Annotated in this window: 10 protein-coding genes; 6 read left to right on the top strand and 4 right to left on the bottom strand. The window is 42.9% G+C overall.

What is annotated here, in order from left to right; translation table 11 throughout:
* Positions 1-313 precede the first annotated feature (313 nt).
* The 3 genes from AC4II3_RS00960 to hpsE all read left to right on the top strand — a co-directional run bounded on the left by AC4II3_RS00960 (position 314) and on the right by hpsE (position 8,146).
* On the top strand, positions 314-2,074 hold the full coding sequence (locus AC4II3_RS00960; RefSeq protein ID WP_488010976.1) for an esterase-like activity of phytase family protein: 1,761 nt from the start codon (positions 314-316) through the stop codon (positions 2,072-2,074).
* Between the two features lie 1,653 nt (positions 2,075-3,727).
* Complete coding sequence (locus AC4II3_RS00955; RefSeq protein ID WP_488010974.1) at positions 3,728-7,042, top strand: choice-of-anchor I family protein; 3,315 nt, start codon at positions 3,728-3,730, stop codon at positions 7,040-7,042.
* A 156-nt stretch (positions 7,043-7,198) separates the two neighbouring features.
* Complete coding sequence (gene hpsE, locus AC4II3_RS00950; RefSeq protein WP_488010972.1) at positions 7,199-8,146, top strand: hormogonium polysaccharide biosynthesis glycosyltransferase HpsE; 948 nt, start codon at positions 7,199-7,201, stop codon at positions 8,144-8,146.
* A gap of 88 nt (positions 8,147-8,234) precedes the next feature.
* On the opposite strand, the gene AC4II3_RS00945 is transcribed toward hpsE, so the two are convergent.
* The gene (locus tag AC4II3_RS00945) at positions 8,235-8,807 is read right to left on the bottom strand and encodes a helix-turn-helix transcriptional regulator (protein ID WP_488010970.1); all 573 of its coding nucleotides are present in this window, start codon (positions 8,805-8,807) and stop codon (positions 8,235-8,237) included.
* A gap of 161 nt (positions 8,808-8,968) precedes the next feature.
* On the opposite strand from AC4II3_RS00945, the gene AC4II3_RS00940 reads away from it, so the two are divergent.
* Positions 8,969-9,157: a hypothetical protein gene (locus AC4II3_RS00940; protein WP_488010968.1), complete on the top strand. Its 189-nt coding sequence runs from the start codon at positions 8,969-8,971 to the stop codon at positions 9,155-9,157.
* Positions 9,158-9,551: 394 nt separating this feature from the next.
* Here AC4II3_RS00940 and AC4II3_RS00935 read toward each other — a convergent pair whose 3' ends face one another.
* From AC4II3_RS00935 to AC4II3_RS00925, 3 genes are all read right to left on the bottom strand, one after another.
* Complete coding sequence (locus tag AC4II3_RS00935) at positions 9,552-12,026, bottom strand: CHASE2 domain-containing protein (protein WP_488010966.1); 2,475 nt, start codon at positions 12,024-12,026, stop codon at positions 9,552-9,554.
* 73 nt (positions 12,027-12,099) lie between these two features.
* The gene (locus AC4II3_RS00930; RefSeq protein ID WP_488010964.1) at positions 12,100-13,434 is read right to left on the bottom strand and encodes a DUF1822 family protein; all 1,335 of its coding nucleotides are present in this window, start codon (positions 13,432-13,434) and stop codon (positions 12,100-12,102) included.
* Complete coding sequence (locus AC4II3_RS00925) at positions 13,427-15,073, bottom strand: hypothetical protein (protein ID WP_488010962.1); 1,647 nt, start codon at positions 15,071-15,073, stop codon at positions 13,427-13,429. Before AC4II3_RS00925 ends, AC4II3_RS00930 begins: the two co-directional genes overlap by 8 nt.
* 222 nt (positions 15,074-15,295) lie before the next feature.
* Between AC4II3_RS00925 and AC4II3_RS00920 the strand changes: the two genes are divergently transcribed.
* Positions 15,296-16,492, top strand: a complete 1,197-nt coding sequence (locus AC4II3_RS00920) for a hypothetical protein (protein WP_488010960.1) — start codon at positions 15,296-15,298, stop codon at positions 16,490-16,492.
* Positions 16,493-16,704: 212 nt separating this feature from the next.
* A complete protein-coding gene (locus AC4II3_RS00915; RefSeq protein ID WP_488010958.1) occupies positions 16,705-17,319 on the top strand; it encodes a Uma2 family endonuclease in 615 nt (204 codons plus the stop codon).
* Positions 17,320-17,331 lie beyond the last annotated feature (12 nt).

The following is a 17,331-nucleotide window of genomic DNA, read 5'->3' as shown; positions in this document are numbered from 1 at the left end:
GCTACACTCCATATTATGTTCCCATTATGTCCTAACCATCCCTTTTTTTGCTATAAACCAATGCCAATGCTGTTTAAGGTTGGTAAAAATTGCGTCTTAGGTGATAGCAGCTCAAGTAGGGTGGCACAGGCTTCTAGCCTGTGAGGTAGCGCATTAGCTGACACAATAATTTGGCTAGTTTATTTGCTTCTAACTCTCTAGATATCAAAACCCTAAATTCGAGAGTTTTAGTATCGTTAATTCCAGGATTTTATGAAATTAAACTGAAGCAACGGTTTTCTGGCCGAAAAGTGATGACCCTGCCTTTGAGCTAGTGGGTGATTTCCCCTTTCCCAGTTCTGATCACCGTTTAGTATATGTTGATGTTGAGGTAGAGCCGACAGTGGTAGATAGTAACTCGAAGGTTGTCACTGGTATTAACTTCCTCGGAGAGGTTAGCTTTAATACTGGATTGCAGTTTGAGAATACAGAAGTTGGCGGTATCTCTGGTTTAGCCTACGATCCAGCTAATGGTATTTACTATGGTCTGTCTGATGACCGCAGCCAAAATGCTCCCGCTCGTTTCTATACTATTGATATTGATTTAAGTGATGGTAGTCTAGACGATGGTGATGTCGGGTTTACAGGTGTCACTACTCTACGGAATGCTAGCGGTGAGCCTTTCCCAGAACGGGCTATTGATCCAGAAGGCATTGCCTTTACTAGTGCTGGAACCTTGTTTATCTCCTCTGAAGGGGATGCTAATAATCTTCTTAATCCCTTCGTCAATGAATTCTCTCTAGCAGGACAACAGTTTAATCAGCTGACGGTACCGGATAAGTTCTTACCTACCTCTGATGGAACAAAGGGCATTCGTAACAATCTTGCCTTTGAAAGTCTGACCATTACCCCAGATGAGCGCTTCCTTTATACTGCAGTAGAGAATGCTCTGATTCAGGATGGCTCGGCTTCGACACTAGAAGATGAAAGCCCTGTTCGGATCTTACAGTACGATTTACAAACTGGGGCACCGGCTCAAGAATTCCTCTACATCACTGACACAATTCCCAATCAGCCTGACCCCCCTGGTAGTTTTGCTGACAATGGTTTAGTAGAATTACTAGCGCTAGATAATAGTGGAACCTTACTAGCCCTAGAGCGATCCTTTGCCGTTGGTGTCGGTAATAATCTCAGGCTATATGAAGTCCGCCTCCAAGACGCTACAGATATCAGTGATGTTGATAACCTTTTGAGTGACCCCACTGACCCAGATAGTAAACTGTTGGAGGTTGAGCAAGTTGCTGAGAAACGGTTACTGTTGGATTTCGATGACTTAGGCATTCGTCTGGACAATAGTGAAGCGATCGCATTTGGTCCAACCTTACCTGATGGCAGACAATCCCTAATTGTTGCGAGCGATAACAATTTCAATGATAACCAGATTACCCAATTCCTAGCATTTGGGTTAGACCTCGATACTATCCAATCCCCGACAGCAATAGTAGAAACTACCTCCGAGATTAACGGTACTCAAGGGGCTGACCAGTTGATTGGAACTGTTGATGCTGATCTGATCAATGGCTTTGATGGAAATGATACCATTGCTGGCGGATTGGGTAATGATATCCTATTTGGTGGCAATGGTGATGATATCCTGCGCGGAGATAAAAACAGCAAGTCCGTAGGTGGTAAGGCTGGTGGTGATGATATTATCTACGGTGGTTCAGGAAGCGATCGCATTGGCGGGAAATCTGGTAATGACTCCCTCTATGGTGGCTTCGGGGATGATCAACTCTGGGGTGATGCTGGGGATGACCTATTAACTGGTGGTCTGGGTAATGATACTCTGACTGGAGATAACTTCTCTAATGGTAGTGGCAGTGATACCTTTGTCCTAGAGATTGGGGAAGGTACTGACACCATTACAGACTTCGAGCTGGGCACTGACTTCATTAGTTTAGGCAATGGTTTGAGCTTTGGTGAAGTGTCTATCACCTCCGATAGTAATAATTCTCTAATCAATGTTGGAGATGAAACCCTAGCAGTAGTGTTAGGAGTAACAACCCTTACTGAAAGCGATTTTGTTATCTTATAGCAATTCTCAAATTAGGGAGTAGGGGAGATTTGTATTAAGGGTAATTAGCGTGATTTGCGCGGTCTTGGGGGTTTCCCCCACTCGCGCTTTGCATCAAGAATCGAGACATTATAATAATTACCTCTCCTGACTTATCTGTTCCCTGTTCCCTTATAAAACTAGTTACTGAATCATAGACAACGTGGAATAGCTAGAATTAGTTGTTAAACAATAATCATCATAATAATTATAAATTCAAATTATTATGAATCAAATAGTCTGAATTTATACTGCTAAATTTTAGAACGTTTAATTAAAGGGGTAATATCTTAGGATTAGGATAGTGGATCTCAGGATCTTGATGCAATAGCGAGTGCGGGAAACTTCCTGTTTCCTTGCTGCATCGCTTTTAGATTATACCCGTGGTGAATTTAATTCTTAATCGGGATTAGTAAGGGGAGGAGAGAGTGTGAAGAGCTTTGTAAAAGAGGGTAAGACCCTACACCCACCCAATTGTGAATCCAAACCCAAACCTGTAGCTAATTGTGTAAATTTTAAGTAAAGGTGACGTAACAAAAAGACCAAATTCTGTAAGATTATGTAAAGGTTACTAGAGTAGACTCTTTTATAGTATAGTCTTATTAAAAACCAAAAAGCTATTGAGTCAAGTAACCTATGGCTCAATTAGTCTGACCAATAGGATCGACTTAGAGGTTAAAGCTACCCACATTCCTTTGGTCATCTCTGAAGACGGTGCTTAGCCAGCGGGCATCTATAGCCCAGTTGCTTAGATCAAAGACAAATGATTGGGATTTAGTTTGCTAATGGGAGAGTATCAAATCCAAGAAAGTAAAATTCAACAAAACCTTAAGTGGCTGTTGCTGAACTAGTGATTTCAATGACATCAGCGATGCAGAGGTGCGACCAGTGGCGAATTTAATTCGCCACTGGTCAAGCGCACCTAAGCCGTCATGGGTGGAACCCGCACTCGCTATTGCATCAAGACAGGGAAAGGGTAAAATCTACTTGATAATCTATTGAATATCAGCTTAGCTAGAGTCCCTTGAAATCCAGATAAAAGTTATGGGTAACTAGATAAATAAAGTCTGTATTAATTTGGCTGAATTATAAAGTTACATGCTCATACTCCCCTGGAATCAAGGTGATAACTATCATCAGGCTAGTTACAAGCCTAGCTTGCTGTTATGAGAATTTGCGTTATTCAGCCATCGCCACACTATCTCAAGGTTAAGCGATGCAGCGCCGACCTGCGGGGGTTCCCCCCACTCGCTATTGCATCAAGACAGGTTAATTGTTAAGACTAGCTGTATAGTTCAGACGCAACCCCTAACTAAGTAGGTAGAAAATTAACGTAATAGCCTGAGGTTTAAGGGTTGATTATCAATCATTAACCTAAAGAAAAGTCAACACTAAAAGACCTTAGTGATAACGTTAATAAACTACCTATTTAATTTAGCAACCAATACAAAAAAAATAACCCAAAAAAATCAGCTTTATTCTTTGGTATAAATTAAAACTTTAGCATTTTGCTGTTCGCGAAGTGGTTCCTTCGCAACAGGGTTGTGAGTACATAATCATTGCTATAAAACTTTAAAAAAGTTGATAGCTAATAACTGTTATAGGTACTCGTCGTCTACTACCTAGGAGAAATTTGTGGCAGATATATTAGAGAAAATTGGCAGCTTTTCTAGTGAGATTGGCGCTGAAATTACCGCCTACGATCCAATAGGTCAAGAGTTATTTGTAGTGTCTGGTAGCACTGAGGTGCAAGTGCTAGACCTCAGTGATCCGAGCAATCCAACTCAGGCAATACCACCCATTGATTTGGCTTCTTTAATACCTGGCGTTGACGGGGCAAATAGCGTAGCTTATAGCAATGGTTTACTGGCGCTAGCGTTAGAAGCTAGCACCTCTACTGATCCGGGAAAGGTAGCAATTATAGATATTGCTGCGTTTCGGAACAATCCGGCTGACCCCAATGCCCTAAAGGTAGTGCAAGCGGGACCCCTACCGGATATGCTCACCTTTACCCCTGATGGCACCAAAATACTGGTTGCTAATGAAGGAGTAGCGGATGATGGCATTGATCCTGAAGGATCGATCAGTATTATTGATGTGTCCGGTGGGATAGCAACTATAACCCAAGACAATGTCGCCACAGCAGACTTCAGCGCCTTCAATGGACGTGAAGCGGAATTCCGGGCAAAGGGTGTACGTATTTTCCCAGACAAGACTGTTGCTGAGGATGTGGAACCAGAGTTCATTGCTGTGTCAAGCGATGGTACTACAGCGTTTGTCAACCTCCAGGAAAACAATGCCTTTGGGGTGGTAGACCTGGAGTCCGCTACAGTTGTGGATATCCTACCTCTGGGTGCGAAAGACCACAGCCAAGGTCAGCCCACCGTAGAGCTATTTGAGTTCAATGACTTGCCTGTACTTGGTACTACCGAAGGGGGTCAGGAGATTAAACTCGGCGGACTGTCTGGCTTATTCTACGAAGGGACAGATCCAGCAACTGGCAACTTGAAGTTTGTCACGGTTCCAGACCGGGGACCCAATGGTGAACCCACTGATGTGGATGGAGATGGGAGTAACGAACGACCCTTTGCCTTACCGGATTACCAAGCTCAAGTGATCCGCTTTGAGTTAAATCCCAGCTCTGGGGAGATCGCCATTACCGAAACCATTTTCTTGACCCGTCAAGATAGCACCACACCAATCACAGGACTACCCAATATTGCAGGGGTAGATGAAGAACCAGTAGACTTATCTGGCAATTTGCTGCCCTTAGATGAGTTTGGTGCTGACCTGGAAGGAGTAGTAATCGCTGCTGATGGCACCTTCTGGATGGTGGATGAGTACCGTCCAGCTATCTACCACTTTGATACCGATGGTGTCCTGATTGACCGCTTTGTTCCCCAAGGAACAGCTGCCTTGGCTGGTGCAGCAGTGGGAACTTTTGGCACTGAGTCCTTACCTGAGGAGTACGCCAATCGCCGCCGTAACCGTGGCTTTGAGGCTGTAGCTCTGGATCCAGACGAGAATATCCTCTACGCCTTTATTCAAACTCCTTTACAGAATCCAGACCGTGCTACCTCCGATAGCTCGGATGTGATTCGCATCCTCGGAATTGATACTACCACAGGGAATGCCGTTGCCGAGTATGTTTACTTGCTCGAAGACCCTGCTTTCCGTAGTGGGGGACGAGTAGATAAGATTGGTGATGCGGTATATGCTGAAGATGGCAAATTATTTGTCATTGAGCGAGATTCGGCAGTTGGTGATACAGCCAAGAAGTTCATCTTCCAAATAGACCTGACAGCAGCCACTAATTTACTGGCTCCCGATGCCCCGACACTACCTACTGGCTCTACTCTGGAGCAGCTGAGTGCAGATGACCTAGATGCTCTTGGTATTGAGGCGGTCAATAAGATTAAGGTCACAAACCTGCCTTCGATTGGGTATCTTGCTGGTGATAAACCAGAAGGTCTAGCGCTACTGGATGATGGCAAACTGGCTGTACTCAATGACAATGACTTTGGAGTACTCGAACAGGAGATTCCGGTGGATGGCTCGGTTCCTCTGAACCCCAATCCAACTCCTGTGGTCTTAGGTCTGATCGACCTGGGTGAAAACAATGCCCTCGATGCCAGTAATGAGGATGATGGCATCAACATCCAAAATTGGCCGGTTTTCGGTCTATACCAACCGGATGCGATCGCATCCTTTGAGGCAAACGGTCAAACCTACTACGTCACTGCCAATGAAGGGGATATCAGGGATGAAGAGGAACGGATTGCAAACTTGACCCTCGACCCAGATGCGTTTCCGAATGCTGAAACCTTGCAACAAGAGTCTCAACTGGGTCGTTTGAGAGTATCTACTATTGATGGGGATTTGGATAATGATGGTGATTTCGACCAGCTATTCGCCTACGGTGGGCGCTCCTTCTCAATTTGGGATCAGTTTGGCAACCTAGTATTTGATAGTGGTGATGACTTTGAACAAATTACAGCTCAGCAAGTTCCTGAACTATTTAATTCTAGCGGCACTCCTGATACCTTTGACGATCGCAGTGACAATCAAGGACCAGAACCGGAAGGAATTGTCACCGGGGTCATTAATGATCGCACTTACACGTTTATCGGCCTCGAACGAATAGGTGGCGTGATTGTCTACGATGTCACTAATCCCACGGCTCCTGAATTTGTCCAATATCTGCCCAATGATAATGGTGGCAATCCAGATGATCCAGTAGACCGTGAGCCTGAGGGGCTAACATTTATTCCTGTAGAAGACAGCCCCAATGGTGAACCCCTGCTGGTAGTGGCTCAAGAAGACAGTGAAACCATTACTGTCTTTTCAGTCAACCCCGGTCCGGGAACCCCACTAGATGATGAACTAGTTGGCACCGAAGCTGATGAAACAATCATTGCCCGAGCTGGAAATGATACAGTTGCTGGTGGTTTAGGTAATGATACTATCTTTGGGGGTAATGGAGATGATGTGTTACGAGGTGACTTCAACAGCCGTTCCTCTGACAATACCCTTGGAGGGGATGATGTAATTTACGGGGGTGCTGGAAGCGATCGCATTGGTGGAAAAGCCGGTAATGATTCCCTGTTTGGTCAGAACGGTGATGACCAAATCTGGGGTGATGCTGGGGATGACTTACTGCGGGGTGGTCTTGGCAATGATACCCTATTTGGTGATAATGGCTCTGGTGGTGATGGTAGTGATACCTTCATCTTGGCCGCTGGTGAAGGAACTGATACAATTGCAGATTTCCTAGTCGGTGAAGACTTCATCGCTTTAGCAGATGGGTTAACCTTTGGTCAGTTATCTGTTAGTCAGGAAGGCAACAACGCTGTGATTAGCTTCGGTGATGAAACCTTGGCAATCCTGAATCACGTGCAAGCTGAAACCCTGATTGATAGTGCTGCTACGACTTTTATATTGCTTGGTTAAGGCAGAGCAGTTGAAGGTTGTTCGCCCAAAGCGATTCGGTGTAGGGTAGGTTGTCTGTCAGAATGCAGAATGTAGAATGCAGAAGTAGAATTACAAATTCTTAATTCTTAATTCTACATTCGCGCATTCAAAAGGGACTGTACTGGTTGACTACCCATGATTGATTTCACAGTTGCTATCTGTACCTATAACGGCGAAACTCGTCTACCTAAAGTTTTCAAACGATTACTGTATCAAATTAAAACCGACCATTTTTCTTGGGAAATCCTGATTATTGATAATAATAGTACTGATAATACCACCAAAATTGTTAAGGAGTATCAATCCCATCCAGGAGCTTATCCGATCCGATATTACTTTGAACCAAAACAAGGGATAGCATTTGCCCGACGCCGCGCTATCCAGGAGTCTAAAGGTGAGTATGTTGGTTTTTTAGATGATGATAATCTACCTACTTCTGATTGGGTTAGTGCTGCTTACAATTTTGGTCATTCCCATCCCCAAGCTGGTGCTTATGGTAGTCAAATTTATGGAGACTATGAAGTTAATCCACCGGAAAACTTTAAGCGAATTGCTTGTTTTCTCGCTATCATAGAACGAGGTCAAAAGCCATTTTGTTATCAGCCTCGTCAAGGGTTGTTTCCTGTGGGTGCGGGGTTAGTGATTCGTAAGCAAGCCTGGTTAAATAATGTTCCTGAACAGCCTTGGCTCAAGGGGGTGTGTGCGACATCCCTATCTGCTAAAGGAGAAGATATAGAAACCTTATCCTATATTCAAAACGCCGGTTGGGAAATTTGGCATAACCCTCAAATGTGTATTGATCATCAAATCCCAAAATGGCGTTTGGAAAAAGACTATTTATTAAAATTATTTCGAGGTGTTGGCTTAAGTCGGTATCCCACTCGCATGTTGCGCTTTAAACATTGGCAAAAGCCTGTTATGATTCTAGTTTACCTAATCAATGATTTGGGCAAGACTATGCTTCACCTGATTAGATATCGCCAACAGCTCAAGACAGATTTAGTAGCAGCTTGCGAACTGGAACTTTTTTTGAATAGCTTGTTTAGTCCATTTTATCATTGGATTTTTGGAAATCAGTCATAAATAATAAAGCAAAATGCTGGCATGTCTGAATAGGGAATAGGGGGAAGAGCTACTCCCTATTCCCTATTCCCTTTGCTATCTAACTAATTTAGTTTGCCTCTAAAAATTCCTGTTTCAGTTGGTAAAATTTTATTTTAGCATAAATATTTTTCAAGTGCTTCTTCACCGTGTTAAGAGTAATGCGCAATTCATCAGCAATCTCCTGATAGCTGTAATCAGCACGACGTAGTAACCAAACATCGGCCTCACGAGGAGTAAGGTTATATTTATTCACCTCTGCGATCGCTAAACTCTCAGCATATTGATCGTGATTTTCTAGTGTTACTAAAATGCAGGGATTTTCAAAAGAGTCTAAAGTGAGCTTAACGGCTCGAATCCGAAAAGATGTTGAGCGTTCAGTAATAATTTCAGACTCGATAACTATTGGCTGATTTGGATATAACTCACAGCTGTCGAGCACAGCTTGGCAAACACGCTTGATTTCTTTGGGAACAAGGTTAAATTTTGACCTATCCACTGCCAGTTGAGCACAAATAAAGCGACCATAACAATTGCTATGAACTAACTCTCCCTGAGCGTTCAGAATCAAGACACCATCCATTAATCCTTCTACTACCCCTTGTAAGAGAACACCGTTAAACTGTCTTGCCTGAGTATTCATCCTCTAGACCTATGTGAACGTTACGAATCGGCAACAGAGCAGGTTCCTACTACAGGTCCCTACTAAAATCCATAGGTGCAGAGGCTTTGAGCTTATGCAGTAAGTTTGCAGTTCTGGTATCACTTGTTCATTTGAGGGCGTCAGTGTTGAGTTGTAAGCATATGCGCGAAGCGCAGGCTACGCCAACAGCGGTCAGCGGTCAGTGGTCAGTGGTCAGTGGTCAGTGGTCAGCGTTCAGTGGTCAGCGGTCAGTGGTCAGCCTTGTGGGACAGGCTTTGGCCTTGGCCAAAAGGCCACGCGGGGCGCGTTTGGCCACGCTGTGCGAACGACGCATCGGACCTAACCCATAAGCTGATAGCTGATAACTGATAGCTGATAACTGATAGCTGATAGCTGATAGCTGATAGCTGTTCGCGTAGCGCTTAAGCTGATAGCTTAGCTCAGCACTAGTGTCATTCATTGAAAATCTAGAAACTGAGTTAGAAAAGGGAGTATAAAAAGACTCAGAAGGATAATGACAATCATGAGTAACTTTAAGGTCAATCTATCGTATTGATCAAATTCATTACCTGTCGATTTAAAAATGTGTTGAACATTCGACTTATCTAAGGGCTTCTTCCACCATGGTCTCTTTTGTCTGTCTCCTGGACGTTTTTCTGTTTGAGTCATTGGCACTTGGGTATTAGTATTCGTAAGTTTTGAGATTAGCTTAGTCATGGAATAGATATTATTCAAAACAACCTCCTACCTTAAGTAAGGTTTTTGGATAGCAAAACTATAGTAAAACCAAACTAGTATTGACGGTAAAAACCAAGGAATCAATAGTAATGCTGAAATATAAACCTGCAATACAAGTAATCCGTATAGTCCTGTTATACTCCCTAATATCAATATCTGTTTATGTCGCTGTTTTCCTAGTTGTTTGTGCCAAATAATAGTAGTCAATTTTCCTAGAAATGCGACCAGGAAAATTACCCACTGGTCAGGAATCAAAACTACCCGATGCTGCCGGATTATATGGTGAACCATATAAGCAAATACTTCTCCTCTAGTTAATACTTCCAGGCACTTCTGTAGCTCCTGTTCAACAGGTTGATAGTAATGGCACCAATATTCAACAACTGACGGAAAGTAAAAGTCATCTTCGGTGTCATTGTATTCACCATTGGTGATGATAACAACTTGCTGCATCACATGCTGTTGGAGTTCTGGATTAGGCACAGGAAAATTGAGAAGTTCCTTAGCTGTGATAGATTTGTAGACTTGTCTAGGAGGAATAGAAAAGTCTATAATAGAAGCTAATCCAAAGGGAGGAGCAGATTGATTGAAAGCAATCAGCCCTTGATTGTCAGTCTTTCTTTGCTTTAGATAATCACTGACTTGGGACTGAAAATCTACTGTACTGTTTAATGTTGGCTGGGGTAAACTATCTGCAGATGACTGGTGATTGAGCAGATAAGCTACTGCTAGCTGATAAGCAAACGGACATGACTCGATACAGGTGGGATTTAGAGGCTGTTCAATAGTCCAAGGATCAAAGTCTATGTACCCTTCTAAACTCCATTTGCGACTAGCAAATTTATCTTGTTCATCTGCTGCTAGCACAAACCAAGTGTTATGCTTTTCCACAGCAGAGCGAATCGCTTGATCTAGCTTTTCGTATCTAGGTTGGTAGATATGCCGATTGTAGTAAATGCCGATTACTTGAGCATTCAAGGCGTATAGGTGTCTTACCAACTTGGCTAAGTATTCGGAATCAATCAACTTACCTTGTGTGCTTTCTATTGCTTCATCAGCTTGATCTAGGGATTCCTGATCGATAGCAATTAACAAAACAGGCGCTATGGAATTCTCTGGTATTTGATTCGTCAAATTACGATAGGCCGCTTGAACTAATGCTCGGATGTCAAACAATAATTCGACTTGAATAGCTGGGATGACACTCAGCAGTAAAACTGTTCCTAATGCGATCGCTTCTGGTCTTGTCGGTAACCACTGCTGCAGCATTGTCTTCCAATCAAACCGCTCAATGCGATAGGGAATCAAACCGGGAGGATTAAATAAAGAGGGAAGCAGATAGGCAGAGGGATAGGCAAATTTCTCTACGGATTGAAGATGTTGACAGGCTTCGAGTAGTGCATCGTAAACATCTTTATGGTCAGCTAGGGGCTTACAGAACTGCTGGAGAAAACTCTGAGCCACATCATTGCGAATGGGTTCCCGCATCACTATTACCTGTAACCCAAGTTTAACTAGAGAGTTAGCGATGCTCAGACCACTGCAGGAGTTGAAAATAGCCAGCTGCAATCTATGTTCCCTAGCTTGAGTTAATTGTTCTTCGAGTTCACTAATCGACAGGGATATATTCGGAGCGATCGCAAGTCTTCCTCCTGTGGTTGTGGTTTCATCGCTATGTCCAGCAAAGAAAAGCACATCCCAGCCTTCTTGATCACAGATAGCATTAGCAATTTTGGTTTTGATATCGACATGGTTTTCATGGGGTTGCCAGGTTACTCGCTCGACCTCAGCAATAGACTTAAGCGATCGCACAGCTTTCCAATCATCCTGCAACGGTAGTCTGGGATCATCTCCGAAGATAGCTAGAATGCGGGTTTTTCTAAGGTGTGCCTTCCCTATCCCTTTGAAAAAGCGCGGGGTCGCAGCGCAAACTGTCAGGGGCTTAGTACAAGCAATGGGATCCGGATTATCCATAGCGCTTCTGAAAATGCGAACTGTACCAACGGGTGTGCCTTCAGGAGCAAGTTCCCAAGTTTCCCATGGTAACCGTTCCATTTCTATAGAGTCACAAGCTACGAAAATATCAACACTGGGGTGAGTACCAATTCCCTTGCTATCTTTCGATATCACTTGAGCAACACGAGTCAATTCATCTCGAATCCGCTCTTGAATCTTACGAACCTCGCCTTCTCCTAACCAACGCTGGAAAGCATTGACGAACTCTCTTTCTGCCTCCATCAAATCATAACATGGGTCACCTGAACCAGGATTAATTCTGCCACTATCTTCTATAGGTTTCACTGACGGAAATTCGTAAAATCTACTGTAGCGCTGTCGCCAGCGTTGATAACATTTTTGTATTTCATTGGAATAGTTAATGCTGGCAGATAACTGCCTTCTCCTGTCATCCCATAGCAGCAAAAAAAAACAAGAATTATTATCTTTTTTTTGCCAAATTTTAAGTTCAAAAACAGTATCCATTACCCAAAACAATCCTCCGATATTTTCATTAATTTTCCCTGTTTACTTTTTAATCAATAACTGAAAATGCTGTTTAACTAGGCTCGAATGCATAAGGATATAAGGTCTGTGCTGAACTATCCGGTGGGATAATAGTCACAACAAATTTTTCATCTGAGCGTCCTTCCACACGGGCAAACAAAAATGGATCATCAAACCCTGATACAGGCTCATGTATAATAGACCTTAGATTACTAACTTGTAGCTTGAATCCATGAGGTAAAGGAGTACCCAGCTGGGTTCCTAAAATTAGCAGGAATGACCATTTTGAGGGAGGAATTGGAGAGTCAATCGGCCAGGTAACGGCACATAGTCGTAAAGCAATTTCACCTAAATCAATGTCCTGATAGGATCGACCTGGTTCGGGAGGAATGTCCATTCCTTGATATCTAAGCTCGTTAATTACATTATCGAATTTATCAATTGACCGAAATACCGATGAATTTGCAGTCAGGGGTTCAGGGATGAACAATCCTAAACCTTGGGCAAATTCGTCTAATTTACCCTCCAACCATTGCTGTGTATTGATAGCCTTTTGAGTTAGGATGGTAAATACTTCTGTAATCCGAATAGAAAGGGAGGTTGTTCTGTGGGGAGTTAGTTGCCACTGATATAACAAATCCAGTAATTCAGGACTTTGGAGTATAGTCAGCCCTTGCTCCCAGGTTAACGTTTGCCAAAGAGTTTGCTCAGGATATTGTAGGCGATCTAATAATGTTTCTAATGTTTCCAAGTCAGGTTGGTTCAGAGATAGCCTAGGGAGTGAATTAGGGGAAGTTACTGGTAGCTCAATGGCAGCGGAATCCAAGTAACGTAAATAAAATAGTAGGTGATTTGGCTCAGAATCAAACAATGACAGAGGTAAACTATAGGTCCAATCAACTTCAGGATGTAAATTAAAAACTTGTCGATAATTAACTAGTTCGTCGTAACGGATAAAGCCTCGAATAATAGCAGTTTCTAGCTCTTCTTGCACTTCAATCACAACATAGAAATGAGCAGCAAAGTCTGGTAAATCAATGGCGGCTATCGGTACAGTAACCACTTCATCAATTAAACTTTCACTGGTAATTAAACAAAGCTTAAATTCGCCTACTATAAGATTACATACCGCTTCAATCACATTAGCGTATTTAGGTTGTCGTAAAGAACAACAATTCTCAGAAATCAAGATATTAGCTAACTTTTCCTCTAACCATTGTGTAAAACTAAGTAATGCTAGTCCATTCAGATAGGTTTGCCATTGGCATGCTTCTGAGATGACTTGATTACTCATTTGTACTGCTTGCTCAAACTGTTCGGATTCTAACCAAATACATTCTGGTTGCACAAGCCTGAGGTCGGTGGAATTAACAGAATAACTACTCATGATTTTCCTGCTTCAGTGTCTCAAGGTAGCGGCATAGTCGCTGGGTATATAGGCTATTAGTAGAACGGTTTTTCCCTGTCATAATTTCTGCAGCTGCTTCTTGGAAGACTTCAGCATCCACGAAAGCTTCTAGGTGTTCCATTAGGTTTTTCAAATAGTCTGGATCCCTAGACATACTTGCCAGATTAAACTGATGTGCTGCATGGGAAATAATGTGGAAAAGTTTGTCTATTGTCCAAAACCGCACCCGATTGAGCAGATCCTTTGGATTTAGCACCCTGCTGACTTGGGACTGATTCGTCATTCCTAAAATAGAGGCAATCTCGGCTTGAGATTTACCGTGACAGTAGATCAGTTCAAGACCTGGTATAAGCTTTGATGCAAAACGGGCATAACTTCGACTGCGCTCTAGCTTGGTCATGCGGTCAGTTAGCCCTTGCTCTATCCCCAAATCCAAACAAGCTATGAGTTGCTGACCACAGAATTGCTGTAATTCTTGTCGTGCGATCGCATCTAAAGTGTTAGTGAAATTTGGGTCTGGTAACTCTCGGTCGCGTGCAGTATCCGAATCCGACACCTCTAGGGATTCCGATGGCGGAAATCCGCTGCGAATCCATATGTCATATCGCCTTAGCACTCTGGCCAGATGTTTGAGTTCATTGCTCAGCTGTGCTAGAGAGTTGACAATTACCGATTTTTCCTGCAAGAGGTGTCTCATTTCTTCCAGTTGAGACTGGGTGGGATCTGGACAACGTATAGCTTTTTTTGTTGGCTGTTGGCGTCTGTCCCTACGGTAGACTGCATGAAAGGCTTCTAGGATATGGCGATCCCGTGGCAAGAGTTGTTCCAATTGTGTTGGTCTAGCTCGATTGAGCAGGGCCCAGTCACTGAGAAAACAAAGTCCCCGCTCCGATAAAAACTCTTTAAGTTTGGGATGTTGTTTGGTTTGATAGTAGACCCAATCATCTAACCTAGACTTGGATGGGGAATTGAGGTTATATTTTCGTAATACTTCAACCGTAAAAAATTGGTAATCGATTTTTTTTGTTTCCCTATCGCCATTCAGGATAAGTTGAGTTGTACCATCCTGATCTAAGATAATTAGCACTTTACCATCATCATCAAGCACAAATGGCAGCAAATCCCGATAGGTGAAGTTATGGGTAGCGCTATATAAACTAGCCAGTTTCTTGCAAGCTTTCAGGATTGGGTAAGAGACATAGCAACGAAGACAAAGTCCTGCTCTAGCACGACTTATGGCTGACCCAGACGATTCCTCAGGGTGAAACCAGGTGTATAGGGAGGTTTGAATATCCCGATGCTGCTCCACCGACAAATGCGTTCGCGTAGCGTGACCTTGAGGTGCGACCCATGATGGCGTTCGCGTAGCGTGACCTACGGTCAAGGGATTGCTCGGCATCACGGAAAGCGCACCTCTCGGGCTTTGCCCTACGCTGCCGCGAACGGAACATGGCGTTTCTGGAGCATCTAATTCTAGACACTTCTGTTGAAAAAACTCCCATGCTAGCGGTAGTAACAGTTTTTTGTAACCACACCCAACACTAGCAGGATCAAGTCTTAAAATTTCCCAATATCTCGATAGAGGCACCATCCTTACACTTTTGCTTAGCTGTGCCATATTGTCTCATACAAATCCTTAGGTTTGCAGTACCCGAACGGGTAATTTTTTCCAAAAGATGATATGCTATAATTCAGCTTTTTTTGATCACAAGATAAATGCAAACTTGAGATCAAGTTCCATTAATCACTTATTAAATAGTTCCTGGATTTTTGGGTTAGGGTAATCCGTTTACTCAATTACCAATTACCCTATAAAGCATATATTTATTAGTCAATTAAATTGAAAATTGATTTGATATCCTATCATGTCCGGATCATTACCCTTAAGAAAAATCTTCCCCATCTCCCCAGACTTCCTACCTTACCTCTCATGATGGGTATTCAACCTGACTTGATATTACGTCTTTATCCATCAATGACCAATAAATTACCCCCAATTTACTTCTACATCCCTCAGGGTTTATGGCCGGACACCATGCCCAAAAGTGCCGATGAGAACTGGAAAGGCTTTGGGATTGGTATCTATGCCTGGACATTACAAACCTATCTGCGCCTGAAAGCCAATGGTTTCCCTTGCGAACTAGTAGCAGAATTGCCCAGAGAGGGGATTGTCCTGATCCACCGCAATTGCTTACGAGCTCACAATGACCAGCTCAAGCCAGGACCAAAGTTATTGCTCATTTGTATTAAAGCTGAACAAAGACCCTATCCCTATGCTCAACTCCATGTGGTACAAAATCCTCTGGAAACAATGGATCTGCGCAATAGTTACTATTTACCCCACTGGACTCAGCCAGGGTTAATTGAGCGCCATCCAGCACGATGCGATCGCTTTGAAACCATCGCCTTCTTTGGTCATGAAAATAATATAGCCCTAGAGTTAGAGCATCCCTCCTGGCAACAACAACTCCAAGCACTGGGGTTATCTTGGCAACCAGTAATCAATCGCAATCATTGGCATGACTATAGCAACCTAGACAATCGCTGGCATGACTACAGTCAGATTGATGCTATTGTCGCTGTGCGTAGCTTTGAGGATCACACAGCCTGCCTCTACCGCAATTACCTGACCAAACCAGCTACCAAACTCTACAATGCTTGGCTAGCAGGGGTTCCTGCTATTCTCGGATGTGAAGCTGCTTATCAAGCAGAACGCTATAGCCCACTAGACTATCTGGAAGTGGCTACCCCTAGGGCGTTAATTTCAGCCCTTAAGCGGTTGAAAGAAGAGCCCGATTTACGTATCGCTATGGTTAAAAATGGTCGAATTCGTGCCAAAGCGATCACCCCTTCAAGTACTACGAAGAAGTGGCGTTATTTCTTAGAAACTATTGCATTACCTGCTTATTATCGTTGGTGCAATCAATCTCATTGGTCTCAACAGATTACCTTGGGACAGGGTTATATTGGCTTTCAGGGAAATCGAGTTAAAGATAAACTAACAAGAGTTTTATTGGCTAGCAATAATTCCATATAAAAGTCGATGGTAAATGGATTTTGGTAAATGGGTTTGGTATCCTTATGATATAGAATTTATAAATTTATTGATGTACTTAAATCGCTGGTTTTTATGGAATAGGGAGTATAGATGCAGCCCTTTTAAAACAACAAATAGTTTCACCTATCATTATAAAACGCTATACTTAAACTAGATACTAACCCAATAGTACTTATTAACCAGTCCCAACTATGGTTCAAGCAGTATCAAAACTATTAACCTTTGACGAATTCTTAGAACAGTATCCAGAGGATGGAGGAAACTATGAACTTCGTCAGGGTAGAATTGTAGCTATGCGTCCCACCGGTTTGCACGAACAAGTAGCAGCTCTCATTGCCAGAAAAATCGATGTCGAGATAGAGAGACTTTCACTACCCTACTTTATTCCTCGAACTTGTCTTGTCAAACCCTATCAACAGGGAGAAGGTTATTTACCAGATATCATTGTTTTGGATAAACAAACTGTTGCTGAAGATCCATACTGGAAAAAAAAATCAAGTATCTCAATCGGTAAATCAGCTAAGTTAATCGTGGAAGTCGTTAGTACCAACTGGCAAGATGACTATCTAACTAAACTGGCTGAATACGAAAAATTTGGCATTCCAGAATACTGGATTGTTGACTATAAAGCCCTAGGAGGAACCCGATACATTGGGTCTCCTAAAATTCCTACAGTTTGGATATACGAGTTAGCTGATAATGAATATAAAGAAGGCCAAATCTTTACGGGATGTGATTCTATTGAATCACCAACTTTCCCAGAACTAAAACTGACTGTTGACCAGCTGGTCAAGGCCGGAACATAAACCTTTAGTGGC

The organism is Moorena sp. (assembly GCF_982860115.1).
This window is presented reverse-complemented; position numbering and strand designations above follow the sequence as displayed.